Genomic DNA, 23929 nt, shown 5'->3' on the forward strand with positions numbered 1-23929 from the left:
CGCGCACGCCGTCGGGCAGCTCGTCGACCTCGACCAGCTGGGCGTGGCCGACCCGCTGCAGGAGCAGCTGGGCGATGCGCTCCCCTCGTGCGAGGCGGATCGTGACCGACGGGTCGAGGTTGATCAGCGGCACCATCAGCTGGCCCCGGTAGCCGGCGTCGATCGTCCCGGGGCTGTTGACGATGGACAGCCCCTGGCGCACGGCCAGTCCGGACCGCGGGTGGACCAGGCCGACCCATCCGTCGGGGATCGCCACTGCAAGTCCCGTCGGCATCAGGCAGCGGGTCCCCGGCGGCAGGACCTTGTCCTCCCGCGCGAACAGGTCCAGGCCCGCGTCGCCCGGCCGGGCGTAGGCGGGCAGCGGCAGGTCCCGGTCGAGCCGCGTGACCTGCAGGCGAAGGTCGTCGGGACGGGGCACGGTGGCAGTCTCCTCCTCGAGCGGGGTTCCCGGGTCATCGGGTTGGGCGGACGACCCCGCCCCCACCGGCTTGGCCATGACCAGCAGGTCTGTCGACCGTCCGTCGATCCGGACCCAGTCGGGCAGGGTGGCGACCTGTCGGTACCCGCGGTCGACGTAGAAGGCCTCACGGCCGGTCCCCCCACGGACGGTGAGGGTGACCAAGGACACGCCTCGCCCGACGGCGCGATCCTCCAGCGCCTCGAGGACGACCGCACCGATGCCGCGGCCGGACACACGGGGGTCCCGCATCAGCTTCTGGACCTCGGCCCGGTGGCTGGTGACCGCCGGGTCCTCGGCCGGCACGAGGAACCCGAACCCGACGACCTGCTGGTCGTCCTCGACGACGACCAGGTCGACGGCCCCGTCGATGACCCGGTCCCAGAACCCGGCGACACCGGTGGCAACCTCGTCGCGGCTGACGCGGCCGACGAAGCCGACCGCGCCGCCCTCGTGGGTGACGTCCACCCAGATGTCGACGAGCCGGTCGACCAGCGCATCGGTGAGGCGCGGGTTGATGGTCGTGCGCAGGGACGATCGGGACGGGGTGGTCTGACGGGACGGCATCGGCTCGGGAAGGCTACAGGGTCGGGGACGACGCACCGCCGCTGCGACATCGGCCGCCCTATCCTGTGGGCGGGATGGCCAGCGCACGGGGACCGCGGACGACTCGACCGAGTCAGGTGATCGCGCTGCCGGGCGAGGGGCAGGGCGCCGGTCGGCCGCGCCCGCACGACCCGGAACGCCAGGCCGGTCGGCCGCGCCGGCACGACCCGGCACGCGCGGAGGAGGCGGGGGCGTCCGTCGCCCGCCGGTGGGTGCGGCGCGGCGTGCTGGTGGTCGGGCTGCTGATGGGCCTGGTCCTCGTGACCTCCTCGTTCGGCCGCGACGACGCCGGGAACGCCCGCGTGCCGATGCGGGTCGACGTGGCCACGCAGGACGCCGTCGTCGACGTGCTGATGCTCTACAGCGCCGAGGTCGACGTCGCGGATGCGGCAGCCGCGCACGTCGACCCGTTCGGCCTGCCGCCCCTGGCGGTCCGTGCCCGGCAGCTCCGCGAGGCCACGGCAGCGCTGCGCGAGGGACTGGTCGACCTGCGGATCGACCAGGTCGCCCCGAACACCCCGGGACAGGCCTACGTCGACCATCCCGATCACGACGCCCTGGCGACGGTCGCCGACGAGGTCGCGACCCATGCCGAGCTGCTGGGCTTCCTCGGCGATGTGCACGACACCCTCTACGGTGGCGCCGGTGCGGTTGGAATCCCCCGGGCCCGCAGCCTGCTGGACGGCCAGATCCTGCCGGCTGGTGGGCCCGATGCAGGCATGGCGTGGGCCAGAGGGCTCCTCGACGCCATCGACGGTCGTGCCGACGCGTCCGTCGTCGCCGCCCAGCGTGCGGCGGCCGGGGCCGAGTGGACCGCATCCGCGAACCGGTTGGGCCCCGCCGACGGTGCCGACCTGGCCGCGTTCCTCAACGGCATCGATCCGGGTGTCCTGGCCACCCTCGACGGCCACCCGGTCGCCGGCCCTGCCCTCCAGCGGTTGCGTGGCTGACCCCGGACCCCGGACGTCGTGCCCATGAGGGTTCCAGACTGGCCCAGCAGGATCCTGCTCGCCATCACCTCCGCGGTGGTGGCGTTCGCGGTCGCGGGCTTCGCTGTCGGCGGTGCGGCGGAACCGGTGGAGGTCGTGGCCCCCGCACCCGACATCGGGATTCCCGACGCCGTAGCTGCCCTGGCCGACCTACCGGCGATCCCCGCCCCGACGGAGGCGCAGGGACCGACGCCGGCGGCCCCGCCGGTGACGATCGCCTTCGCGGGCGACGTGCACGGCGAACCCCCCATCGCCGACGTGCTGCTGGCCGGCGAGAACCCCCTGGAGGGAGTGGCCCCGTGGCTGTCGGAGGCCGACATCGCCGTGGTCAACCTCGAGACGGCGCTGGGCGACATCGGCACCCCGGCCGACAAGACCTACACCTTCCGGGCCGACGCCAGCCTTGCCGACGCGCTGGCCGACGCCGGGGTCGACGTGGTCAACCTGTCCAACAACCACGGCTTGGACTACGGCCACGACGCCGCGGAGGAGACCGTCCGGATCGCCACCGACGCCGGACTCGCGGCAGTCGGGTACGGCCAGGATGCCGACGCCGCCTACGCCCCTGCCCTCTTCGACGTCGCCGGACGAACCGTCGCGGTGCTGGGATTGTCCCGCGTGTTCCCCGTGATCGAGTGGGAAGCACGCGACAGCCGGCCGGGCATGGCGTCGGCCTACGACCTGGACCGGGCGGTCCGAGCGGTCCGGGACGCCTCGGCCATGGCCGACCACCTGGTCGTGACCGTCCACTGGGGCCAGGAGCGGATGACGTGCCCCAACGGGGACCAGGTGACGATGGCGCGGGCGTTCGCCGCGGCCGGTGCCGACGTCATCGTCGGCCACCACCCCCATGTCCTGCAGGGGGTCGCCGAGGTCGACGGGACGTTCGTCGCCTACAGCGTCGGCAACTTCGTCTTCTACGCCACGAAGTCCGAGCAGCGCGACACGGGCGTGCTGACCGTCACCCTCGGCGACGACGGGGTGGAGGGGTACCGGTGGTTGCCCGCACGGATCGACGACGACGGCCGTCCCCAGCCGCTGCCCGAGGCCGTCGACATCCCACCGGAGACCCGGACCGTACGATCCGACACCGATGTGTGCGACTCGCCCGGCGGCGCCCCGACGACCTGAGCTCGGCCGGACGAAACGACCGCGGAAGCACCCTTCTGCCGACAGACCTTCCCCCGACGGCGAGCCAGCCGCTAGCATCCGACGCCAATGGATGATGTGGACATGGCGATCCTGCGGATACTCAGGGACGACGGCAGGATCACGCTGACCGACCTTGCCGATCGCGTGCACGTGTCGCGCACGAACGTGCACGGCCGGATCGGCAAGCTGCACGAACGCGGGGTCGTGCACGGCTACACGGCACGCATCAACTCCTCCAAGGTGGGGCTGCCGGTTGCCGCACTCGTGCTGTTCGGGCTGGACCAGACCAAGCTGGAGGACCTGCGGACGACCCTGGACGCGATGGACTCCGTGGAGCACTGGGGCCTGACGATGGGTGCCTACGACGGGTTCCTGACCGTGCGTGTCGCCAGCGTCGACGAGCTCCGCAAGTTCCTCGTGGACGAGCTGCGCACGATGCCGGGCATCACCCGGACCGAGTCGGTCCTGCTCATCGAGGAGACGGGCCCCCGTCAGGCCCTCCCCTAGTCCTCGTCGGCACCCTCCCGGGCGCCCTGTTCCCTTCGGACGAAACGCCGCGCCGCCCGTGAGGTCACGGGCGGCGCAGTGGTTCCTGTCGATGATGGAGGTCAGTCCTCCAGCATCGTCCCCGGCTCGGTGAAGCTCGGTCCCGCGACCTGGCGGATGGCCAGCGGCAGCGCGACCGACCCTCCCTGCTCGGTGTCGGACACGGCGATCACCATGCCGCCGCCCGCAGCGATCTCGTTGCCGAAGTAGTCACCCAGTCGACGGTCGACCGCGCGGGCCTGGCAGACGGTGCCGCCGGTGCAGACGGTGCCGTGGTGGACCGGCGTCTCGCTGGCCTGCACGACGTTGAACCCGGCGACATCACAGCCGTCGTCCTCGTTGCCGAAGGCGTCGAAGGTCTGGGCGGCCATGACGTGCCACGCGGAGTCGGCCGTGGCGTCCTCAGCGTTCTCCGAGGAGATGACGTTCTCGTTCTCCAGCCAGGCGATGCCGACGGCACCCTCGGCGCCAACCTCGAGCCAGGGCCAGAAGGAGTGCTCGGGGCCCTCGTCGACACGGACCGCGTCGGTCCACGTCACGCCACCGTCCTGCGAGGCCGCGAAGTAGATCCCCGGCGGGTAGTCCGCGTTGCCCCTGCCCTGGTCCCACGTGGCGTAGATGTTGCCGGCGTCGTCGAGCTCGATCGTCGGGCCGATGCTGGACTGGCTGCGGTAGCCGTCGAAGATCGTGTAGTGGTTGACGGTGGGCTGGGTCGAGAAGTCCTCGGTGCGGGCGTTCGGCCAGACGGCGATCTGCAGGCTGCCGTTCTTCTGCGGCTGGTAGATCGCGCCGGTGTTCCAGTCGACCTTGATGTCGGAGGACGACGAACCGCCCGTGGTGTGGCCGCGGGACCACGTCACGCCGCCGTCGACGGACTTGTAGATGCGGTTGGACAGCGATCCGGTGACGCCCGGCGGGGTGTCGCCGAGGGACCCACCACCGAAGGTGTTGGCGGTCATGTAGACCACGTCCTCCTCGTCAGCGGCCATCCACTGGCGGTCGGAGACGGTCAGGCCGAGGAAGTTCTGCAGCGTCCAGGTGCGTCCCGAGTCGTCGGACTTGGAGACCGCGATGTTGGCCAGGTTGATCTCGGAGATGAAGACGTTGCCGGCCATGTCCTCGGCGAACACGGGGTCGGAGAACCCGGAGTTGTTCACGCCGGCCACGGAGCCCTGCGCGGCGCTCTGGATGGCGTTGCGTGGCGAGAAGTGCCAGGTCGCCCCGTCGTCGTCGGACCAGTACTGGTAGGTCTGTCCCTCGTAGTTCTGCACGAACGCCGCGGACGTCGGGTCAGCGACCGTCGGGCTGTAGAAGTGGGTCGTGCCGGCGTGGGAACCCCACAGCAGGGTCCCGTCCTGCAGCGTCTCCAGGATCGGTTCACCGCCGGCACGGGTCTCGTCGATGTAGGCCTCCTCGAAGACCATGTCGACCGTCGGTGCCTCGCAGGCAACGATGGTGTCAGCGGTCGCCTGGATCGCCATGGGGACCATGGCCCCGACGACGCCGACGGCGGCCAGCAGTGCGCGCATGCGCATGGAGTGTCTCGCTTTCCCTGGAGAGGTCAGTTACGGGCTCGGGCGGAAGGTTCGACGCGGCCCCCCTCGATCCCTGCCCGGATGACGAAAACGCCGCACGCCCGGCCGAAGTGGCCGGGCGTGCGGACAGACGTTGCGGTGGTGCTACGCCTCGATGCAGTCGGTCTCGCTGACGACGGCCTCGCCGTTCAGGTTCACCTGGAGGTCGTAGCACACGTCGGCGGACGCGGCGGACGGGGCCAGGACGCCCAGGGCGAGCAGGGCGGCGATTGCGGCAGTACGAATACGCATCGGGGTGTTTCTCCTCAGTATCGGTTGGCGGATACCCGCTACATCAACTGGTTGTCCACCGACCGGCGGGTACCTTCCCGAATCGTCGGAAAACATTCCCGACACTGGACGAGGCACCTGCCGGAGCGGGTGCCTCGAGGACGGAACGTCGACCGGTGCGGACGTGGGTCGGTGTGCGCTGTCGAATCGGCGGTCAGATCGCCGGGCGGCGGCGGTGCAGGTCCTGGACGGGCGGTTCGGCCCGCTCCGGAGTGATGGTCGCGACCTCGGCCTCGACCTCGCTGGCGACCGGGTCGATGGCGATGACGAAGACACCCTGGCCGCTCATGAGTAGGTCGATCGCTTCCTGCTGGTCGTTGATCGCGAAGACCTTGCCGGCCGAATCCGAGGCGAGGGTGATGTCGCGCAGGGTCAATCCCTGGGACTCGACCTCGTCGAGGGCCTTGCGGATGCGCTGCAGGCTGACGCCGGCGTCGCGAAGGCGCTTGATGACCTTCAGCTGGACGATGTCGTCGAAGCCGTACAGGCGCTGCGAGCCCGAACCCTCGGCGTCGCGGACGCTCGGCTGGACCAGGCCGGTCGACGTCCAGTGGTCGAGCTGCCGGTAGGTGATGCCGACGATCTTGGCCACGGCAGGACCGCGGTAGCCGTCCTCCCCGTCGGTCAGACCCGGGAGGGGAATGTCTCGCGCATACCTGTTGGAAGCCATGTCCGCTCCGGCTCGTAACTACAAACGTGTCAGGCGAAGGTACGCCGACGCCGGACGGGCGGTCAACAGAACAGATGTCCGGTCGAACCGCAGGTTCGCTATTGGGCGTCGAACCGCAGGTTCGCAATTGGGCGTCGAACCGCAGGTTCGCTATTGGGCGTCGAACCACAGGTTCGCTACTGGGCGTCGAACCGCAGGTTCGCTATTGGGCAAAGTCCTCGGGGGTGACGTTGTCGAGGAACTCCTTGAACTTCTCGACCTCCTGGTCGGCGTCGTCGGAGTCCTCGATCAGGATGCCCGCCTCCTCCAGGACCGCTTCCTCGGCGAACACCGGGATGCCACCGCGAACGGCGAGGGCGATCGCGTCGGACGGGCGCGAGGACACCCGCACCTCGCCTGCGGGGCCGTTCATGAGGATCTCGGCGTAGAACGTGCCGTCCTTCAGCTCGGTGACCACGATGCGTTCCACATCGACGGTCAGGGCCTCCAGCAGGTCCTTCATCAGGTCGTGGGTCATGGGTCGTGCTGTCTCGACGCCCTGCAGCGCGAAGGCGATGGACGTGGCTTCGACCGCCCCGATCCAGATGGGGAGGAACCGCTCCCCCGTCGACTCCTTGAGCAGCACGATCGGCTGGTTGTGGGGCAGCTCCACGCGTACACCCACCAGCTCGAGCTCGATCATGTGGTCCTCCGGGTCACTGGTGGACGAGTCTAGTGGTGCTCCGGCGAATTTCTGCCCGACCTGCGCATTCGCGACCGATCAGGCCGCGACCGCCTGGCGCTGCTCGCCGAGTCGTGCGAACGCCCGGATGGTGTCGGCCACGGCGGCGCCGGCGGTGTCGGTGGACGGCTGGACGGCTGCGGCGGCCAGCAGCGGGGTCCGGTCGACCTCCTCGCCGTCGACGACGAGCACGACCTCGCCCAGCGGGGTGCCGGATGCGACGGGAAGCGACGCGTCGGGCGCGAGCCGCGTGACGGTCTCGACCGTCGCTCCGGCCCCGACGGTGCGGGCGAGGTCCTCCGCGACCTGCAGCGGCACCTCGCCGGCGGCCCAGCGGTAGGTTGCGGGCGTGTCCCCGGCCACCAACGGCGTGGGCCGGGCGTAGTCCTCGAAGCCGTGGTCGAACAGGGCGGAGGTGTCGGCGACCCGGTTGTCGCTGCCGAGCACCACGGCGTACAGGATGCGCCCGTCGCGTTCGGCCGCGGCGACCAGGCACTCGCCCGCCAGCGTGGTGAAGCCCGTCTTGATGCCGATGGTGCCCTCGTAGGCGGTCAACATCTCGTTGCGGTTCTCCTCCACCCCGAAGAACCCCGTGTCGTAGCTGGCGGCGCCGGCCCATTCGGCGAAGGACGGATACCGCATCGCCTCGATGCCGAGGAGCGCCAGGTCCAGCGGCGTGGCGTGGTGGGCCTCGTCGTCGGTCAGTCCGCTGGAGTTGACGAACGTGGTGTCGTCCAGCCCCATCTCCACGGCCCGGGCGTTCATCATCGACACGAACGCGGTCTCGTTGCCGGCGATGTGCTCGGCGAGGGCGACCGCGCCCCCGTTGCCCGACCGCAGCAGCAGCGCGGCCAGCAGGTCCTCGACGGGGACGACGTCGCCGGCCTCCAGGTCCAGTGATGCACCACCCGGGGCGTGATCGACCTCCTCGGCGAACGGCGAGACGGTCAGCTCGGGCGCGACGGAGCCGTCCGCGAGCGCCTCCAGGGCCAGGAGCAACGTCATGATCTTGGTGGTCGACGCCATGCGCCGGGGCACCTGCGGGTCGACACCGGCCAGGACGACCTGGTCGGCAGGGTCGAACAGCACGGCGCCGGCCGCGGTCAGGTCAGGGGCCTCGGGCCGGGGTCCGGGGACGGGGCGGGCGACCAGCTCGTCGGGGGATGCGGTGACGAGGGGGTCGAGGCCGGACTCCGGCAGGGTCGGTGCGACCGCGGGTGCGCTGGGGTCGACGGTGACCGACCCCTCCGTCGTGGTGGTCGAGGGGTCCGTGGCTGGGTCGGTGGCGGTGGCCTGCGCGCGGGCCGACGTCACCGGGCCCATGGCCGTCAGGAGGGTCAGCAGCGCCACCACGACGGCGACGGCCCTCAGCCGTACCGACGTGTGCACCGTGACGGGGCGGCTAGCCACCTCGGACGTAGCGGCGCAGCTCGGCAGACAGCAGGGACCGCTTCATGCGGGCGGTCAACCCGGCCAGCTTCTCGAGCTGGCGGGCAGCCTGGCGGCGCGCCTCGGGGTTGCGCTGGCGCAGCAGCGGGGTGGCCAGCTGCTCGAAGAGGGCCACCTCACGATCGACGAACTGGCGGTACATGCGCAGGTGACGCGGTTCGAGGCCGAGGGCGAGCAGCTCACGGGCGGCCCGTCCGGTCAGCAGGTCGTCGGCGTCGAAGGGCCGCGTCTCGTCCTCGGGGTCACCGACGATGGCGTACTCGCGCAGCGCCTTGACCTGCTGGGAGTCCAGGCCGGTGGCCTCGCAGTACTCCCGCAGGTTGAGCTCGACGGGGGTGGTGGGCGACTCGAGGACCGCACCCTCGTTGGTGGCCGGCGCGGACTCCAGCGCCTTGGCCATCTGCACGGCGGTCTGGGTCGGCGTCAGCGACGCCTCTTCCTCCACGGCGTCGGCGCCGGTCACCAGCGTCGGCGGCGGGGTCGGCCCGGGGCCGCCTGCCGGCTGCTCGCCGGCGTCGAGGCGGTCGAGCTGTTCACGGATGACCTTCAGCGGCAGGTAGTGGTCGCGCTGGGCGGTCAGGATGAACCGCAGCCGCTCGACGTCGTCCTCGGAGAAGATGCGGTAGCCCGACTCGGTCCGGTCGGGGTAGATCAGGCCCTCGGACTCGAGGAAGCGGATCTTGGAGATCGTGATGTCCTCGAAGTCCTCCTTGAGCTGGTTGAGGACCTCGCCGATCGTGAAGCCCTGCGGCCCCTGCTTGCCGTTCGGGGTGGGATTGGGCGTCGCCATCAGCCCACCTCGGGGATGAGGGCCTTCAGGCGGAACTTGCCGACCTGGACGAGGTCGCCGTGGACCAGCTCCTGCCCCTCGGTCCGTGTGCCGTTCACGTACGTGCCGTTCAGCGAGCCGACGTCGGCCACGAGGAACGTGGACTCGGTCCGGCGGAACTCGGCATGCCGTCGCGAGACGGTGATGTCGTCGAGGAAGATGTCGGACTCGGGATGGCGACCGACCGTCACGAGCTCCTTGTCCAGCAGGAACCGGGCGCCCACGTTGGGGCCGCGGACGCTGACGAGCAACGCCGTACCGGGTGAGAGGTCGGAGCGAACCCCGTCGGTGTCGATGCGCTCGTCACCATCGCCGGTGGTGTCCGGCGCAGTCGGCAGCATGCCGGTGGTGACGTCCATCGGCGCGGTCAGCGGCGTCCCGCACTGGGCGCAGAACTTGGCCCCTTGCGGGTTCTTGTAGCCGCATTGCGTGCAGTACATCCGACGGTGGCTCTCGAGCGGTAGGGGGAGGGTGACGCGGCTGCGTCGTGGGCCCGAAGCGTAGCAGCGGGCCCTGTTGCCCCGGCTGAACTCCACCCGCGTCCGACGGTGGCCGTCGGCGCGGGATCAGCGGTCGCTGGTCAGCTGTCCTCGGTGAGCGCCGCGTAGGCCTCGGCGGTCATCATCGAGTCGATGGCGCTGGTGTCATCGACCTGGAGGACGACCATCCAGCCCTCGCCGTAGGGGTCGGAGTTGACCAACTCGGGGTTGGACTCCAGCGAGGAGTTGCGCTCGGCGATGGTGCCCGACAGGGGGGCGAACAGGTCGCTGACGCTCTTGGTGGACTCGACCTCGCCGAAGGGCTGGCCGGACTCCACACGAGTCCCGGTGGCCGGCAGGTCGACGTACACGACATCGCCGAGGGCGTCCTGGGCGTAGTGGGTGATGCCGACGGTGACACGGTCACCATCGATCTTCACCCACTCGTGCTCTTCGGTGTAACGGCGGTCGTCGGGGTTCACTCGGATGCTCCTGCGTCGGGGTGTCGGACGGGTCCGGTGTGGAGTCCGTCTCGGCGTTGGGCCAGCAGCACGCGGGCTGTCTGGGCGTACACGAGGCCTGCAATGTAGTAGGTCACGAGCCCGACGGCGGTGAAGATCCAGCCGATCCACCCCCACAACGTTGCGCCGGACCAGTCCATGTGACCCAGCAGGAAGCCCGGGACGCCGATCAGCAGGCATGCCGTCGAGAACTTGCCCCAGCGCGACACGGGGATGCCCGGGTTGCCGCCGAACAGCCGGTAGGCAACGACCAGCAGGAGCGCGTCGCGGCCGACGATGGCGAGGATCACCCACCACGGCGCGATGCCGAGCGCGGCCATCGTCAGCCCTGCCGTGGCGAGGAGCGCCCGGTCGATGAGCGGGTCGATGATCTGGCCGAGCCGGGTGACCTGGTCGAACCGCCGGGCGACGTAGCCGTCGATCCAATCGGTGGTCCCGACGATGACGAGGACGAGGAAGGCGATGCCGTAGGCCTCGCTGACCGCCATCAGGTAGACGAACAGCGGCAGCCCGAGGAGCCGCAGGAACGTGATGACGTTGGCAGCGGTCCACACCTTGTCGTGGACCACCACCGGCCGGTCCTCCCGCAGCCCGGCGTCGAACATCCTCACCATGCGCGCATCCTCACCATGCAGGCCATCCTCGCAGGCCGGCGGGGTATCGGCCGAGCCGACGGCCCGGCCCGATCGGCGGACCGCCTCGGCCGACGGGCCGGTGTGTGCGTTCGCCAACCCCTAGGTGTGTCCATGGCGCACACCCTCCCCCCTCGTGTGCGTTGCCCAACCCCCGGGGTGGCGGAGCCCACACGATCCCGAGGTGTGGGCGCCGCAGACCGCACCCACGGGCGGCCATCGCACACGCCCACGGGAGGCGCGACGGCCGGGAGGCGCATCGGTCGGGAGGCGGCCCAGTCGGCGGGCCGGGGGGCCGGCGGCCGGGAGGCGGCCCAGTCGGCGGGCGGCCTCGGCCGACGGGCCGGCGTGTGCGGTCGCCAACCCCGAGGTGTGTCCGCGCCGCACACCCTCCCCCCTCGTGTGCGTTGCCCAACCCCGGGGGTGGCGACCCCCACACGAGCCCGGGGGGTGGGTGCCGCAGACCGCACCCACGGGCCGCCATCGCCCACGCCCGAGGCGGGCGGCCCACACGCCCAGGGGAGGCGGGCGGACGGCGCTGCCGAAGGATCAGGCGAAGGGCGTGGTCGGGGTAGTGGCCTCGGCGTCGGCCCGGGCGGCTGCCGCGGCGGCCCGGGACGCGGCGATCGACGCGATCAGGTAGAGGGCGAGGAACCCGGCGGCGGAGAAGCCGGCGGTCAGGGCCAGCAGCTCGCCGTCGGTGCCGAGGCCCGTCCCTGCGACGACGAGGAACACCACGGCTCCGCCGACCAGGCCTGCCACCACGCCGGACAGGCGCGGGGACAGCCGACGGAAGACCGCCGCAACGGCTCCACCGGCCAGCAGGCCGCTGACGGTGCCGGTCAGGAAGCCCAGGAAGCCGCCGACGAAGATGCCGAAGAACGCACCGATCCCGAGCGTGAACTCCGGGGGAGCCGTGACCCCACCCGTGCCGAAGACGTCGTCGACCCCGAGCACCGCGACGAACGCCAAGCCAGCGACGACCCCCAGGAACGGGCCGACCAGCGAGGCGAGGCCCCACACGACGAGGAACATCTTCGAGGCGGACCAGCGCGGGTCGGTGACGACGGGCGTCGGGGCGTAGTGGGGCGGGCCCGGCCACGCCTGGGGCAACGACGGGGCCCCCGCTGGGCCGACCGGCGGCCCCGCGACATCCGGTGGGGGGAAGGCTCCCGGCGACAGTGCGGGTGGCGGGAGGGGCTGTGCGACCGGTGGGCTGGTGGGCCAGCCGGGTCGGGGGCCCTCCGGGGGCAGCGGATCGCTCACCGGTCGAGACCGTCCGTCCGAGGTGTGGGCTGCTGCCGAAGGACGTGGCGGGCCGACAAGGCCAGCGGCCACGCCAGGACGACGATCGGGGGCAGCAGCCCGATCGGTGAGGACGTCAGCGTCGGGATGCGGTCCAGCAGCGCGCTGGCTGGCGCAACCACTGCCGTCGCCCCGAGCACACCGGCCACGACGGCCAGCAGCTCGCGGGACCGGACCCGTTCCCGCAGCGCCACGACGAGCGCCGCCGTCACCAGTCCCCCGCCGACCCCCGCCACGAGGCCCGAGACCAAACCGACGACCGCACCGCGGCGCAGGCCGAAGCCGATGAACCCGCCGCCGAGGGCGGAGGTCCGGGTGACGGCAACGGTGTCGGCGAACACGTGGAAGACCACGCCCAGCACCAGTCCGCACAGCACCCCAACGAGCAGCCCGTACCCGGTGGCCGCGCCGACGGCTCGTCGCCAGACGCCCAGCAGGATTCGGCGCCCGTCCCAGGCCCCGTCGTCGGCCCGACTGCGCACGAGCCCGACCTCAGGACGGGGTTCGACCACTGACCGGGGCGCGCCCGCGGGGCGGCGTGCGGTGTGCACGACCATCGGCGGTGGCGGTGGAGGGGCAACCGGCGGTGGCGGCGGAACAGTGCTCACCCGCTCCTCCTTCCGTGGCTGCGACGACGGGACGGGATGGCTTCCCGAATGAAGTCTGCCGCTGATCGGAGCGTTGTGCGAGGCTGTCGCCATGGGACTGCTGGATGACCTGAAGGGGATGTTCCGCCGGGAGGCCAAGGCGGCGAAGGAGTGGGTCGACGAGGTCGTCGGCGACGCCAACACCGAGCTGGACCGGGCTGAACGACGGATCTCCGACGATCCAGAGGTGGCCATGGGGGTCACGCTGGACGACATCGCCGAGGGCGACGCCGCCTTCGAGGCGGTGCGCGACCGGGCGGAGGGCCGCGCGGTCGCACCGGCCGCCGAGGCCGAGCTCGGCCCGGAGGACGGGGTGGTGTTCACGCCGTCGCAGGACCCTTCGGAAGAAGATCCCGACGCCGACCTCCCACCGATACCGGGCATGGCCATGGCGCGCATGTGGGTGCAGGTCAGCCAGGACGCCAGCGACCGCGACGACGGGTTCCATGCGCTCGCGGTGGAGGACATCGTTGGCCCCGTTGTGGACGAGGACTGGTTCGCCGAGTCCTTCGCCGACGCCGTGCAGGACCTGCCGGAGGTCAGCGAGACGATCCACCCCGAACGCGAGCTGCTGCTCGTCAAGGGTCCGGAGCTGTCGGCGGCACGGGCACGGCTGCTGGTCGCCCACGTCCTGGCCCCTCGGATCGGCACGGACTGGCGGGACCGGATCGGCTGGTGACCACCCGGCGGTGACCGATGCGGGCAGCCGGGCAACTGGCTGCTATCATCTCGGATTCCACGGAGCCGACCTCGGTCGATTCCACGGGATGTGGCCCAGTTTGGTCTAGGGCGCCGGTCTGGGGGACCGGAGATCCGCGGTTCGAATCCGCGCATCCCGACGAGCGCAACGGGCCTGCCGGCCGCCCCTCAACGGGGCGCTGAGCAGGCCTTTTGTCGTTCCAGGAGGCAACTCTCGCCTCATGCGGTGGCAGGAGATCGCACCGCACCCAGGTCGAACATGCGTACGTTTTCGGCCCACAAACCGACATCTGACACCCAGGTTGGGTGTCATTTTGGGTGTCATTTTCGCGATCGGGGCTTCCGAGGCTGCCCGTTGACACATGTCGACGTCTCGGCTCGTCCCACCGGGCGAGGCGGCCATTGGGCCGCTGGGGAGGAGCCCCGGGATGCCCACCGCTGATCGCTTCGTGCGCTACAAGGTCGTGGACCGGTCCGGCCAATCGGCCCGGTCACGGAGCCCATTCGAGTGCCGTCTCTTCCGAGAGGAGGGCCGGCCGACGTCCAAGTACTTCCCCACTGCGGAGCAGGCCCACCGGTACGGCGCGAGGATGCTGCTCAAGCCGTCGGTGGACACCCGCGGCACGCCGTTCGTCGAGGTGGCCGAGGCATGGCTCGACCTGCAGCGAGGGATGGACCTCAAGCCCGCCACCCTCAAGCAGTACGAACGGCACCTCCGCAACTGGGTGATGCCGGAGCACGGCCAGTGGGGGTTCCGCGACCACCGGATCACCTCCATCACCGGTGGCGACATCCAGCGGCTCCTGGTCCGCATGCAGCAGGAAGGGCGCTCGGGGTCCACCCGCAAGCAGGTGTTCGGGCTGATCGGGATGATCTGCGACCACGCCCTGTCAGAGGGCCTGATCGACCTCAACCCACAGGACCAGGTCCCCCGCACGCGCCGGCCCTCCAGCAAGCGCAGCCGGGCGCCCAAGCCAATGGACCGAACACAGGTCCACGCCATCCACGACCAGATCGCCAGCCAGCGCCACGAACTCCACGTCGACTACGCCCTGATGGTGCTCGTCGGCTTCTACCAGGGCATGCGGTTCAGCGAGATCGCCGCGATCCGCCACGACCACGTCGACCTCCACGACGGCAGCCTCTTCGTCGCCGAGCCCGCCAAGCACGGCGAGCAGCGCACCACTCCCCTGCTGGGCCCGCTACCCCAGCGACTGGCCGCCTACCTCGAGCATCTGCAACTCGGTACCGGTGACCTGCTGTTCCCGGCCATCGGCGGGCGGCAGCTCCCCGCTGCCAAGGTGCAACGCGCCAAGCAGCTGCGCGCCGAAGGCGCCCTGCTCCGCGAGATCGCCGCCGACCTGGACGTCTCCCTGGCCACGGCCCGCGAGTACAGCCGCGCGAAGTTCGAGCCCAGACCCCGCGAGACCGACCCGGTCGACCGCAACTACTACCGCAACCGCATCTGGAACCCCGCCGTCGTGGCACTCGGCATGCCGGACAGGCAGTTCCGGGACCTCCGCAACTCCTGCATCCGCGCGCTGCTGACCGGCGACATCGATGGGCGGCGATGGCCACCCGACATCGTGCAGCAGTTCATCGGCCACGCCGACTCGCGGATGACCATGGACGTCTACCACCAGGTCTATGACCGCGACGTCCACCGCTTTGCCAACCACCGGGCCAAGGGAATCGAACCCCCACGCCCCGGCCTGGAATGACCGATGGCAAGGTCGTCCGCAGCGGTGCACCGATGGGCTGGCGGCTCGCGAACTCCGTGCCCTGGGAGGGCCCCGACCGGTCATCGCTTTCATCCACGCGGGCTTGTCGACCGGCGTGGACGCCTGTGGGGGTGGGCGGCCGACTTGGCTCGCGCCGAGCTTGGGATGACATCAACCTGACTCGCAGCCGATGCCGCTTCCGTCACCGTCGAAGCGGTGGGGATCAGAGCCCACGACGCGGAACCTGCGATGAAAAAGCCGCAGTCGAGGCTATGTGGCAGCGGCGGGATGCGCACCTCGGGGTAGGACGGGTGGGAGTTCTGTGGCGGTGGTGGCTGTGCCGCTTGAGGGGCGGTGGCGCGGGGGGCCCGGCGGCGGCGACTCTTCCTAGGAGGCGTAGGTGGACGGTCCGCCGACGGCACGTACGTCTGCAGCCCTAAAAATACATCCAAACTAGAGGGAGCGTCGGAGTGTTGACACAAGAATAATCAGCAAGAAGAGGAGTTCTGCCCGCTAACGCCTCTGGCGCCCTCCAGGAGGTTGTGGCGGCCGGAAACGCTGCAGCACATGCGGCGGAAGTCCCGCCTGGCGCGCAGGATTTCGCCTTTTCGGAAGGCGCCCGGGATATAGTCGTAGCTCGATGGCCTCATAGCTGGATCGAACTCATGGACCCTGTACAAGTGCGGGCTTCATGAGCACCGTGTCAAAGTCAAGCGTGCCCGCAGACATTCGGACTATCATCCTGGCCGGGACGTCCGCATTCAGACCGGATCGGAGCCCTTGCTGAGAAAGGGGCGCCAGCGACAGTGCTGGATGAACCATCCGTCACTATCACGCGCTCTGCCCCTCACGATTCTCTATGGTAAGGCAGACAGAAGTTATGGCATATGTTTTGGCGCGCATCGATGGAACGCAGGAGCGCGACGACAGGACGGTATTCACTCAGCTTCGCACGTTGACGGATGAAGACAGAAATCGCTACATGGATTCGCAGCAGATCCTTGAGTCCTACGGTGAAACGTGGTCCTGGAACCGATTGGCAGAGCGCTTGGAGCGCGCCCGATTGGACTGGGCGCTGACGCAAGCCTCATTCTCCGTGGGCCGTGGCGGCCCAAGCTCCTGGCACGAAAGGAAGTTGCGCAACCACATAGCGACCATTCGTCGCATGCTGATCGCCTGGCGGCCAGAGTTGCCATTCGTGTCCTACGAGGGCGAGGAGATAGCCGCGTTAGATCTCTTGGGGGACACAAGTTGGATTAGGACGGTAATCGGAAGCGAATTTGACGCGGCCCGCTCTGTAGTTGTGCAGATCCGAGACAACGGGCTGCATTGGGACATGATGAGACGCACTACAGGTGGATTCACGGGCGAGCCCGCTGTAGAAGTTCTTCGGCAGATCGAGCAAGAGGGACACATACTTGCTGCAACACAGCTCATTGCCGGCGAAGCTAGAGTAATTGAAGCCTCTCGGACACTTCTCGAACTAGTTCCGGAGATCCTATTTGGGCAGGCTGCGATCGTAGAATCGGACACACTCCCGCCTCGCGGTGAATCTGGTGATCTCAACATTTATTACATCAATCTGGGTGCGGCGCAACATATGGCAAAGGCAGTGGAGAATGCACATCAGATTCTTCGCTCCGCCCCCACCTCCGCTGACACGCCGGTCGCTGAGGGGGATGGTGTAGCCGATCGTGACACCAGGAATGACGACCAGGCGAGCCAAGATCCTCACTTGGCCTCAACCGAACAACGAGAGACTCTACAGTCACCGGAGCCCCGCGCGCTGGGGCTCTTTGTCGAACAAATGAATCGGCTAGGCGAGGAGAGCCTCTACCAGGTCGGGATGAAGGCCGAAGACGCCTTCGCGCTGCCCCAGGAGTTGCAGTCTCGGTGGGTTGCTCTTGGGGCGATGGCACGTGACATGACACGCACCAGCGCGCTGGGGCTTTCCATGGCGGGAGAAGAGACCTCGCTGCCTGGTTTGCCCCTTACCATCGTAGAAGCGTCCACCCATGAGTCGGGCGACGAGGCCCGGTGGCATCTTGCCGCCACAGTCCTTGCGCTGCGTCAGTTGCTAGACGAGTGTGGAAGCACTCAAGGGGAGCAGGGGCATACGACCCCCGGGCCCTCTGAAAGCATGGCTTGGGTATACAACGGCGGACTCAGCCGACTGGGGCATAGTGGAGAACTCCTGCTGAGGGCGGAGTTCGAACTGCGCGCCAAGTTCGGCCTTGACACCTCAGGTATCGAGCACCGGCCGTTTCCGGCACTTGAGTGGGCGAATAGAGCGAAGGCAGTCGGTCTACCCGAGGCTGCTCTCTTGTATTTGAACATCGCGGTGAAAGGGCTAGCGGATCAAGGCTTATGGCCACCAAGTGTCAACGCTGACGAATGGTTGCGGGCAGCCGATCATCTCAATCGTGTCGCGAAACTGGCCGCGGACGAAGGACTGGTCCCGGTAGCGACCCTATTGCCGCTACTAGATTTTTGGCTACCTGTGCTGCAGCGTATAGCTGCGAGAGTTCCCATTGACGACTACCGGGTTGACAGGAACTGACGCCGCATGACTGACAGACTTGGAACCTTACACGGGAGAATTACGCATCGAATCGTGGTCAAAATCGGAGGTTTGGACGTAAGCCATGCCGTCGTTGGCGGATCCATATCGGGAGGGATTGGGAAACTGTCCACCGCGGAAGTGCGCTTGGATACGCGGGAGACCGTCCTGGCAGAGTTGAACTTGGCGGCTGTCTTGACCATCGGCCACGTCGTGGAAGGCCGTCATCAATTGCAGTTTAGCGGGAGCGTCATCGGGGCGACGCTTGACGATGGAGAGTATGTGCTTGAGTGCATGTCTTCCCCTCAGTTTGTAGAGGGCACTACGAACGCCATGGTGAGTCGCTCCGTCGCTGAACTACAGCTCTTGCACCTCATAGCAAGGGATGCGGGGCTCGACGAGTCTGGCATCGACATTGAGGGATTGGAAGAGCAGCCTCATGAAGTGTTTGAGGTCGTTGTGCCGGTCGTGGGCCTGAGGTTGTCAGAGCAAAGAACGCTAGCTGGCGCGAGCTACTTCGGTCACGCTCACGCGAGGGCGGCGGTCAATGGGCTGGAGGGCGACGTTGTGGATGCCTTCTTGAGCTTCTCGACGTATGCAGCCACCTACGTAACTCACCGGCTCTGGGCCGAGGCGGAGCGAACAGGACTGCACCATCTTCGTTCAAGCGTCGCGTGGCTTCATGTTCGATGGGCCTTCCCCTCGCCGACCTTGCCTGGCGGACAGTTCGTTGATTGGCTTCGGCCGCGCCGAAGGCAATCCGTTTCGATGAGACCGTACACATGTGTTCGGTGCGTTCGCACCGGTGCGTTGTGGGTTAGAGCCTTGGACTCCTCGCGGCCCCTTGGTGCACAGGATGTCGATCTGCGCTCTCTGGCGATCCCCAGCGTGGGCCTAGAGTGGCCCCCATCCTTGCGGCTCGCAGTCGAGGCTTGCCATCGAGCCATCGGCACTGCAGACCCTCTCCTCAAGACCACCGTCCTGTGGGAGTCAATCGAGTTCATCGCGGGGTCAGTAGAGCTGCCGACCTTGTTTGGTAAGTCCGTGCGGAAAGCCGTACTGCGGCGCGCGATTTCTGGCCTGTCCGAAGCGGAGGCTCGGCGCGTACGGGATGTGCTGGCATTGCTGAACCACGCACCCCTAATGGCGAAGCTGAGGAGACGTGTTGCGGACCTAGGCATACCGATCAGCGAGGATGACTTTGAAATCCTCAGGGGTTTGCGCAAGGCGCGAAACGATATCGTGCATGGTTCCTATGACCTCTCGACGTCTCAATACGAACTCGAGGAGATGGTCGATGCCGGAATCGCTATCGTTTCCAAGCTCTTGACCTATGAAGTCGATCATTGCTTCGGGGAGTTCGGGTACGACGATGCTTTCGACTAGCACCCGCTGGCAACGAGTTCCGTACGTGTGCTCACGTACTGGGATGTTCGGCGGCATGCGAATCGGATGGAGTCGCGGCTGCGGCCGCAGGTCAGGCTCGTGTTTCGATCTGGAAGGGACTATGGCGGTTGGGCCGCGGCTGTTCTCCTACTCGGAGTTGAGCCACTGACAACGCAGAGGCGCAGTTGGTGTGGACGGTTCCGGCACTCGCCTAGCGGCTGGCAGGCAACATCCTCGACGTATGGGATCCCCCAACACCGAACGGTGACTATGTGCGGCCACGGGCGGGCCGCACCGCTCCTATAGACCGGCCGTCACAGAGAGTACAGAGCCGGTCGGTCACGGGATTGTCGGAATTCAATGCAAGAACGGATCGGACCCACCGGTGCCTTTCATCGGATCGTCAGCGGAGACGTCGGACCGTGCACCTGGTGAGGTAGTCGTTCAGCGCCGACTCGCGGATTCTGATGGTGCGGCGTCCGAGGCGCAGGTGGTCGAGGTCGCGCACCTGGATGAGTCGGTGGACCGTGGCGGTGCTGACGCTGAGGCGGTCGGCGGCCTCGCGGATCGACAGGAGCGTGCCGGGGGTGTTTGTGGTCTCGGTGGGGCTCATGGCAGCTCCTGGGTCTCGGTGGCGAGTGCGGTGTCGGGCAGCTCGCGGCGCGCGTGCACCTGCGCGGCGAGGTGGTCGGCGAAGTCGGCTGCCCTGTCATGGATGGGCAGGTCGGGCTGGACCGGGGGTTGGGGTTCCCCTGGCCATGGGGTGTGGCGCGTCGGTCGGTCACGGTCCAGGCGGGAGCCGGACGCGGCGGTCCAGTCGCGGAGCCGGGTGATGGCGTCGGCGAGGTCGCGGTGCCAGCCGTGGGGGGCGCTGCCGTGTCCGGCTGGGTGGTAGGCGGTCTGCCAGTGGGTGTGGAGGGCGGAGAGCTCCCACTGCAGTTCGGGGTGGCGGTGCCACAGCGGCGGGACGACGGTGGCGGGCAGTCCGTAGGTGGTGCGGAGCCAGGTGACCCATCGGTCCAGCTGCACCCATGCGTCTTGGAGTTCGTCGGCGTCGAGGGTGTCCCAGTTGATTGGCCGCGCCGGCTCTTCGTCGTCGTCCCACAGGCCGGCGAACGCGTCCAGGTCGTCGATGTCATTCTCTGCTGGCATCAGGTCCTCCTCTTCAGATGAGAGGTGTGCGGCCGCTCCCCCGGCTCTTCGCGGTCTGGCAGGTCTCGTCGGGCGGTCCAGGGCCTGAGGTGGGTGATGATGGGTGGTGCGGTGCGGAGCAGGATCAGTCCGGTGCCGAACGGCAGGGTGCGGATGGTGTCGGCGGGCATGATCGGCAGGCGTCGTGTGGTGGTCTGGGTGCTGCGGCGGCCATGGTGGTCGTGGCTGCGGGTCTGGTGGGGTTCGTCGCGGTCGCCGATGAGCGTGGCGAGGTCGGTGAGGTCGCGGCTGTTGGAGGCGCCGCCCAGGATCACCTTGACGATGCTGGCGTCCCAGATGGCGGTGGCGGCGTGTTCGCCCCAGCGGGCCCGTGCTTGGGCGAGTGACTGCAGGACGGGCATGGTGGTGATGCCGGTCCCGCCGCCGTCGGCCATCAGGGTCGGCAGCGAGGGCAGGGGTGCGAGGTTGCCGATCTCGTCGAGCGCGAGCAGGAGTGGCGGGTCGAGGCGCGATCCGGGTGATCGTGCGGCTTGGCGTCGGGCGGTCTCCACGAGGTCCTCGATGAACGCAGCGACCAGGCTTGCCGACGCGGTGGCGCCGCTGCCGGTGGCGAGCAGGTGGAGGGTCCCTTGGCTGCGGAGGAAATCCTCGGGGTCGAAAGCGTCGCCCGGGTCGGGTGTGACGGCGTCACGGACGGTGGGGTTGGCGAGGGCGGACAGTGACAGGGCGACGCCGTGCCAGACGGCGTCGCGGGTGCGGGGGTCGGCATCGACGACGGCCTGCAGTGATTCCGCCCACCCATCGGCCGCCTCGGAATTGCTCTGGAGGATCCTGACGGCGTCAGCGGCGGCTGCGGGGCTCTGGGTCCAGCGGTGCAGTGTGGCGGGTGGTTGATCGTCGAGGGCGGCGGCGTGCAGGAGTGCCTGCAGGACGGTGCGGGTCTTTCCCTCCCAGAAGCTGCCGTTGTCGACCCCTCCACCGGTGAGGCCCGTGCCAGCGGCGAGTGCGGCGGCACGGACCATGGCGGTCTGAGGGTCGGTGCAGCCCCGGACCGGGGACCACCGGAGCCCCGCGGCCAGGCCGGACACCAGCCGTTGTGGATCGAAGACTGCGACGGGGCCGCGGGCCCGGCAGGCGGCGAGGGTGGCGTGGAGGTTGTCGGGACGGGTGCTGGTGGCCACGACCGGGCCGGGGGCGTCGAGGATGGCGTTGATGACGACGTGCAAGCCCTTGCCGGACCGTGGGGGGCCGAGCAGGAGGATGGAGTCCTCCACGGTGGCCCACACCCCCTGGCCGTGCGCATGGCCGAGCAGAAAGCCGGCGTCAGTCGCCGCCGGGTCGGCAAGCGACGGGCGGAGCGTGCGGGCGCGTCGCCGGAGGGCCCTGGCGGACACCGCCCGGCGGACGTCGGCGCGGGTGGCGGTGCCCGGTCGGCGCCACACCGCCCTGCCGTGGTCGGTCACGGCGCGGCGCACCCCCACGGTGGCGGCGGCAAGGGCTGCGAGCAGGAGGGCGGCGGTCGCCCAGTACAGGGCGGGGTGGAGGCCGTCGATGCCGACCACTTCTCCTGGGTCGGTTGGGCGCAGCAGGACCCCCAATCCCTGGGCTGGACTGGTGGTCGGGCCGGGGAGACCCGCGACGCGAGCCGCGATCCATGCCGAGGTGTGCAGTACGTGGCTGGCGAGGACGACCCCGGCGATCCCGGCGAGCGCGACGTCGGCGCTGCGGTCACCCACGGGCATGTGGTGAGGGACAGGTGTGGCCGGACTGGTCACCGAGCAGGACCAGGCGTCTGCCGCCGGTGCGTCGTGGGGGTTCGAGCAGCGGTGGGATGCCCGTGGAGCTCGCCGGGCCGCTCCGGAGGATGCTGGCGAGGTGGACGGTCTCGTGGGGCTCGAACGGTCCCGCGGAGGGAGAGGGCGGCGGGTTGCGAGGCCAGATGACGCCGGTGTGGACGGTCCCGGTCAGCTCGTGGATCGAGACGCCGACGGGCTGGCGTCCCCGGTCGCTCAGCGTGGACAGGAACAGGCCCAACCCGCCGAGTGGGACGGGCCGGGGGGTCTGTCGACCGTCGATGGTGACGTCAGCGAGCTCCGAGCCGTCAGGTCGGGGGTGGACGTCGACCCGCCGCATGGCGTCTGCGGCAGTCACGTCGCGTGCATCCGGGTGGTGGTGTCGAACAGGTCGGCTTCGGCGGGGTGGAGCTGGTGCTGGACGAGGTAGGACCGGTCGGCGATGCGCCACAGTCCCTGGCCTGTGGCCAGCTTGGGGAGGAGGTCCTGTTCAGTGCGGGTGAGCCCGAGTGCGGACGCGGTGGGGCCGAGCTGGTCGTGGTGCTGCCGGTAGATGATGCGGGTCTCGGTGTTGGCCAGCAGGGATGTGGCCAGTGCCCGCATGGCGCTGCCGTGGTCACCGACGGTGTCGAGGTCGGTGAGCTTGTGGAACACCAGCATGTTGGCGATGCCGAGGTGCCGGGCGAGCCGCCACTGGGCGTCCATGCGTCGCAGCAGCGGCGGGTGGGACATCAGCCGCCAGGCCTCGTCGTAGATGACCCATCGGCGGCCGCCGTCGGGGTCGGCCAGGGCTGATTCCATCCAGGCGCTGCCGCAGGTCATGAGGACCGACAGGAGGGTGGCGTTTCCCTGCACGCGGGAGAGGTCAAGCGACAGCATGGGCAGGGTCGGGTCGAATGCCTCGGTGGATGGGCCGTCGAAGAGTCCCTGCAGGTCGCCGGCGACCAGTCGGCGCAGTGCGTGGCCGAGGAGGCGGCCGTCTTCGGTCAGTCGTTGGTCGTCGGTGTCGGGTGCGAGGATCCGGTCGACGACGTGGGGCAGCGTCGGGGTGCCGGCGTGGTGGACGGCGGCGGCCAGGGCATGGTCGACGGCGGTGTGCTCCAGTGGGGTGAGGGGGCGGGCGAGGACGGTCTCGGCGAGGGCGCCGAGGAGGTCCCTGCGGCGGGCGGTGACGGTGGCGGCCCATTCGAGGTCGGTGGTGCCGGTGGGACGGTGGCCGTCGTCGAGGGGGTTGAGGCGGGCGGGCAGGCCGGGGCCGAGGGTGATGGCCCTCCCACCGACGGCCCGGGCGACGCGGGTGTGCTCGCCCTTGGGGTCACCGGGGACGTAGACACGGACACCGAACGCCATCGAGCGGGTGTACAGCGACTTGGCGAGGGCGGACTTCCCGGCCCCGACGATGCCGGCGAGGACGACGTTCGGGGCGGTGATGGTGCCCCGCCGGTACAGGACCCATGGGTCGTAGACGAACCCGCCGCCGGAGTGGACGTCCTGGCCGACGAGGACGCCGTCGGGGCCGAGGCCACCCTCGGCGAGGAACGGGTAGGCACCGGCGAGGGTGGCGGTGGTGTCGCGGTGGGGTGGGACCCGGCCGATGCGACCGGACAGGCCCGAGATCGGTCGGTCTTGGACGGGGGCGGCCGGACGTGCCTGTGTCCGGGGCAGCCGCGGTGCACGTCGACGGGACGGCCCGGTCAGGGGTCCGGTGAGGTCTCGTGGATAGGTGAGGTTCCGCATGGCAACTCCTCGG

Annotated in this window: 24 protein-coding genes, 1 tRNA gene and 1 pseudogene; 8 read left to right on the forward strand and 18 right to left on the reverse strand. The window is 69.3% G+C overall.

Going from position 1 to position 23929, the window contains the following annotated elements; translation table 11 throughout:
- Nucleotides 1-496, reverse strand: a 496-nt coding sequence (gene dut, locus CUC05_RS26160; protein WP_420810914.1) for a dUTP diphosphatase, incomplete at its 3' end; no start/stop codon positions are given.
- A 114-nt stretch (nt 497-610) separates the two neighbouring features.
- Nucleotides 611-1024: pseudogene (locus CUC05_RS26165) on the reverse strand (GNAT family N-acetyltransferase); the annotation flags it as partial.
- A 116-nt stretch (nt 1025-1140) separates the two neighbouring features.
- Between CUC05_RS26165 and CUC05_RS23650 the strand changes: the two are divergent.
- The 3 genes from CUC05_RS23650 to CUC05_RS23660 all read left to right on the forward strand — a co-directional run bounded on the left by CUC05_RS23650 (nt 1141) and on the right by CUC05_RS23660 (nt 3711).
- Nucleotides 1141-2013 (forward strand): hypothetical protein, encoded by an 873-nt coding sequence (locus CUC05_RS23650; RefSeq protein ID WP_108668621.1) that lies wholly within the window; start codon nt 1141-1143, stop codon nt 2011-2013.
- A gap of 24 nt (nt 2014-2037) precedes the next feature.
- Nucleotides 2038-3183 carry a CapA family protein gene (locus CUC05_RS23655; RefSeq protein WP_108668622.1) on the forward strand — a complete coding sequence of 382 codons (1146 nt, stop codon included), beginning with the start codon at nt 2038-2040 and terminating at the stop codon, nt 3181-3183.
- 87 nt (nt 3184-3270) lie between these two features.
- Nucleotides 3271-3711 carry an Lrp/AsnC family transcriptional regulator gene (locus tag CUC05_RS23660; protein ID WP_108668623.1) on the forward strand — a complete coding sequence of 147 codons (441 nt, stop codon included), beginning with the start codon at nt 3271-3273 and terminating at the stop codon, nt 3709-3711.
- 101 nt (nt 3712-3812) lie between these two features.
- On the opposite strand, the gene CUC05_RS23665 is transcribed toward CUC05_RS23660, so the two are convergent.
- From CUC05_RS23665 to CUC05_RS23715, 11 genes are all read right to left on the reverse strand, one after another.
- Nucleotides 3813-5279: a sialidase family protein gene (locus CUC05_RS23665; RefSeq protein WP_157965950.1), complete on the reverse strand. Its 1467-nt coding sequence runs from the start codon at nt 5277-5279 to the stop codon at nt 3813-3815.
- Between the two features lie 150 nt (nt 5280-5429).
- Nucleotides 5430-5576 carry a hypothetical protein gene (locus CUC05_RS25035; protein ID WP_157965951.1) on the reverse strand — a complete coding sequence of 49 codons (147 nt, stop codon included), beginning with the start codon at nt 5574-5576 and terminating at the stop codon, nt 5430-5432.
- A gap of 193 nt (nt 5577-5769) precedes the next feature.
- Entirely contained in the window at nt 5770-6285 is a 516-nt protein-coding gene (locus CUC05_RS23670) for a MerR family transcriptional regulator (protein ID WP_108668625.1), read from the reverse strand.
- A gap of 202 nt (nt 6286-6487) precedes the next feature.
- Nucleotides 6488-6967, reverse strand: coding sequence for a bifunctional nuclease family protein (locus CUC05_RS23675; protein ID WP_108668626.1), 480 nt, complete (start codon nt 6965-6967; stop codon nt 6488-6490).
- 78 nt (nt 6968-7045) lie between these two features.
- Nucleotides 7046-8416, reverse strand: coding sequence for a D-alanyl-D-alanine carboxypeptidase family protein (locus CUC05_RS23680; protein ID WP_157965952.1), 1371 nt, complete (start codon nt 8414-8416; stop codon nt 7046-7048).
- Nucleotides 8409-9245, reverse strand: a complete 837-nt coding sequence (gene ftsR / locus CUC05_RS23685) for a transcriptional regulator FtsR (protein WP_108668628.1) — start codon at nt 9243-9245, stop codon at nt 8409-8411. The genes CUC05_RS23680 and ftsR overlap by 8 nt, the downstream gene beginning before the upstream one ends.
- The gene (locus CUC05_RS26005; RefSeq protein ID WP_108668629.1) at nt 9245-9724 is read right to left on the reverse strand and encodes an FHA domain-containing protein; all 480 of its coding nucleotides are present in this window, start codon (nt 9722-9724) and stop codon (nt 9245-9247) included. Before CUC05_RS26005 ends, ftsR begins: the two co-directional genes overlap by 1 nt.
- Before the next feature lie 140 nt (nt 9725-9864).
- Nucleotides 9865-10245, reverse strand: a complete 381-nt coding sequence (gene gcvH / locus CUC05_RS23695) for a glycine cleavage system protein GcvH (protein WP_108668630.1) — start codon at nt 10243-10245, stop codon at nt 9865-9867.
- Nucleotides 10242-10898 carry a CDP-alcohol phosphatidyltransferase family protein gene (locus CUC05_RS23700; protein ID WP_157965953.1) on the reverse strand — a complete coding sequence of 219 codons (657 nt, stop codon included), beginning with the start codon at nt 10896-10898 and terminating at the stop codon, nt 10242-10244. The genes gcvH and CUC05_RS23700 overlap by 4 nt, the downstream gene beginning before the upstream one ends.
- 567 nt (nt 10899-11465) lie before the next feature.
- Entirely contained in the window at nt 11466-12182 is a 717-nt protein-coding gene (locus CUC05_RS23710) for a hypothetical protein (RefSeq protein WP_157965954.1), read from the reverse strand.
- Complete coding sequence (locus CUC05_RS23715) at nt 12179-12829, reverse strand: hypothetical protein (protein ID WP_157965955.1); 651 nt, start codon at nt 12827-12829, stop codon at nt 12179-12181. The genes CUC05_RS23710 and CUC05_RS23715 overlap by 4 nt, the downstream gene beginning before the upstream one ends.
- A gap of 91 nt (nt 12830-12920) precedes the next feature.
- On the opposite strand from CUC05_RS23715, the gene CUC05_RS25040 reads away from it, so the two are divergent.
- From CUC05_RS25040 to CUC05_RS23735, 5 genes are all read left to right on the forward strand, one after another.
- Entirely contained in the window at nt 12921-13547 is a 627-nt protein-coding gene (locus CUC05_RS25040; RefSeq protein ID WP_157965956.1) for a hypothetical protein, read from the forward strand.
- Between the two features lie 84 nt (nt 13548-13631).
- Nucleotides 13632-13707: transfer RNA gene (locus CUC05_RS23725), tRNA-Pro, on the forward strand.
- A gap of 288 nt (nt 13708-13995) precedes the next feature.
- Entirely contained in the window at nt 13996-15288 is a 1293-nt protein-coding gene (locus tag CUC05_RS23730; protein ID WP_157965957.1) for a tyrosine-type recombinase/integrase, read from the forward strand.
- 1165 nt (nt 15289-16453) lie between these two features.
- Nucleotides 16454-17848 carry a hypothetical protein gene (locus CUC05_RS25045; RefSeq protein WP_157965958.1) on the forward strand — a complete coding sequence of 465 codons (1395 nt, stop codon included), beginning with the start codon at nt 16454-16456 and terminating at the stop codon, nt 17846-17848.
- 6 nt (nt 17849-17854) lie between these two features.
- A complete protein-coding gene (locus tag CUC05_RS23735; protein WP_157965959.1) occupies nt 17855-19234 on the forward strand; it encodes a hypothetical protein in 1380 nt (459 codons plus the stop codon).
- A gap of 403 nt (nt 19235-19637) precedes the next feature.
- Here CUC05_RS23735 and CUC05_RS23740 read toward each other — a convergent pair whose 3' ends face one another.
- From CUC05_RS23740 to CUC05_RS23760, 5 genes are read right to left on the reverse strand one after another with little or no spacing between them, the layout of a single operon-like run.
- A complete protein-coding gene (locus CUC05_RS23740) occupies nt 19638-19847 on the reverse strand; it encodes a helix-turn-helix domain-containing protein (RefSeq protein WP_108668637.1) in 210 nt (69 codons plus the stop codon).
- Nucleotides 19844-20386: a hypothetical protein gene (locus CUC05_RS23745; protein WP_205712514.1), complete on the reverse strand. Its 543-nt coding sequence runs from the start codon at nt 20384-20386 to the stop codon at nt 19844-19846. The genes CUC05_RS23740 and CUC05_RS23745 overlap by 4 nt, the downstream gene beginning before the upstream one ends.
- The gene (locus CUC05_RS23750) at nt 20386-22128 is read right to left on the reverse strand and encodes a type IV secretory system conjugative DNA transfer family protein (RefSeq protein WP_108668638.1); all 1743 of its coding nucleotides are present in this window, start codon (nt 22126-22128) and stop codon (nt 20386-20388) included. Before CUC05_RS23750 ends, CUC05_RS23745 begins: the two co-directional genes overlap by 1 nt.
- Nucleotides 22115-22537, reverse strand: coding sequence for a hypothetical protein (locus CUC05_RS23755; RefSeq protein WP_157965960.1), 423 nt, complete (start codon nt 22535-22537; stop codon nt 22115-22117). The genes CUC05_RS23750 and CUC05_RS23755 overlap by 14 nt, the downstream gene beginning before the upstream one ends.
- Complete coding sequence (locus CUC05_RS23760) at nt 22534-23916, reverse strand: hypothetical protein (protein ID WP_205712516.1); 1383 nt, start codon at nt 23914-23916, stop codon at nt 22534-22536. The genes CUC05_RS23755 and CUC05_RS23760 overlap by 4 nt, the downstream gene beginning before the upstream one ends.
- Nucleotides 23917-23929 lie beyond the last annotated feature (13 nt).

The organism is Euzebya rosea (assembly GCF_003073135.1).
Taxonomy (GTDB): Bacteria; Actinomycetota; Nitriliruptoria; order Euzebyales; family Euzebyaceae; genus Euzebya; species Euzebya rosea.

Coding starts and splice junctions, on each gene's coding strand:
- CUC05_RS23745 (WP_205712514.1), bottom strand. CDS start 20,386: ATGCCAGCAGAGAATGACATCGACGACCTGGACGCGTTCGCCGGCCTG.
- CUC05_RS25040 (WP_157965956.1), top strand. CDS start 12,921: ATGGGACTGCTGGATGACCTGAAGGGGATGTTCCGCCGGGAGGCCAAG.
- CUC05_RS23670 (WP_108668625.1), bottom strand. CDS start 6,285: ATGGCTTCCAACAGGTATGCGCGAGACATTCCCCTCCCGGGTCTGACC.
- CUC05_RS23655 (WP_108668622.1), top strand. CDS start 2,038: ATGAGGGTTCCAGACTGGCCCAGCAGGATCCTGCTCGCCATCACCTCC.
- CUC05_RS23660 (WP_108668623.1), top strand. CDS start 3,271: ATGGATGATGTGGACATGGCGATCCTGCGGATACTCAGGGACGACGGC.
- CUC05_RS23675 (WP_108668626.1), bottom strand. CDS start 6,967: ATGATCGAGCTCGAGCTGGTGGGTGTACGCGTGGAGCTGCCCCACAAC.
- CUC05_RS23665 (WP_157965950.1), bottom strand. CDS start 5,279: ATGCGCGCACTGCTGGCCGCCGTCGGCGTCGTCGGGGCCATGGTCCCC.
- CUC05_RS23735 (WP_157965959.1), top strand. CDS start 17,855: ATGACTGACAGACTTGGAACCTTACACGGGAGAATTACGCATCGAATC.
- CUC05_RS23730 (WP_157965957.1), top strand. CDS start 13,996: ATGCCCACCGCTGATCGCTTCGTGCGCTACAAGGTCGTGGACCGGTCC.
- CUC05_RS26005 (WP_108668629.1), bottom strand. CDS start 9,724: ATGTACTGCACGCAATGCGGCTACAAGAACCCGCAAGGGGCCAAGTTC.
- CUC05_RS25045 (WP_157965958.1), top strand. CDS start 16,454: ATGCTGATCGCCTGGCGGCCAGAGTTGCCATTCGTGTCCTACGAGGGC.
- CUC05_RS23740 (WP_108668637.1), bottom strand. CDS start 19,847: ATGAGCCCCACCGAGACCACAAACACCCCCGGCACGCTCCTGTCGATC.
- CUC05_RS23750 (WP_108668638.1), bottom strand. CDS start 22,128: ATGCCCGTGGGTGACCGCAGCGCCGACGTCGCGCTCGCCGGGATCGCC.
- CUC05_RS23700 (WP_157965953.1), bottom strand. CDS start 10,898: ATGGTGAGGATGTTCGACGCCGGGCTGCGGGAGGACCGGCCGGTGGTG.
- CUC05_RS25035 (WP_157965951.1), bottom strand. CDS start 5,576: ATGCGTATTCGTACTGCCGCAATCGCCGCCCTGCTCGCCCTGGGCGTC.
- CUC05_RS23760 (WP_205712516.1), bottom strand. CDS start 23,916: ATGCGGAACCTCACCTATCCACGAGACCTCACCGGACCCCTGACCGGG.
- ftsR (WP_108668628.1), bottom strand. CDS start 9,245: ATGGCGACGCCCAATCCCACCCCGAACGGCAAGCAGGGGCCGCAGGGC.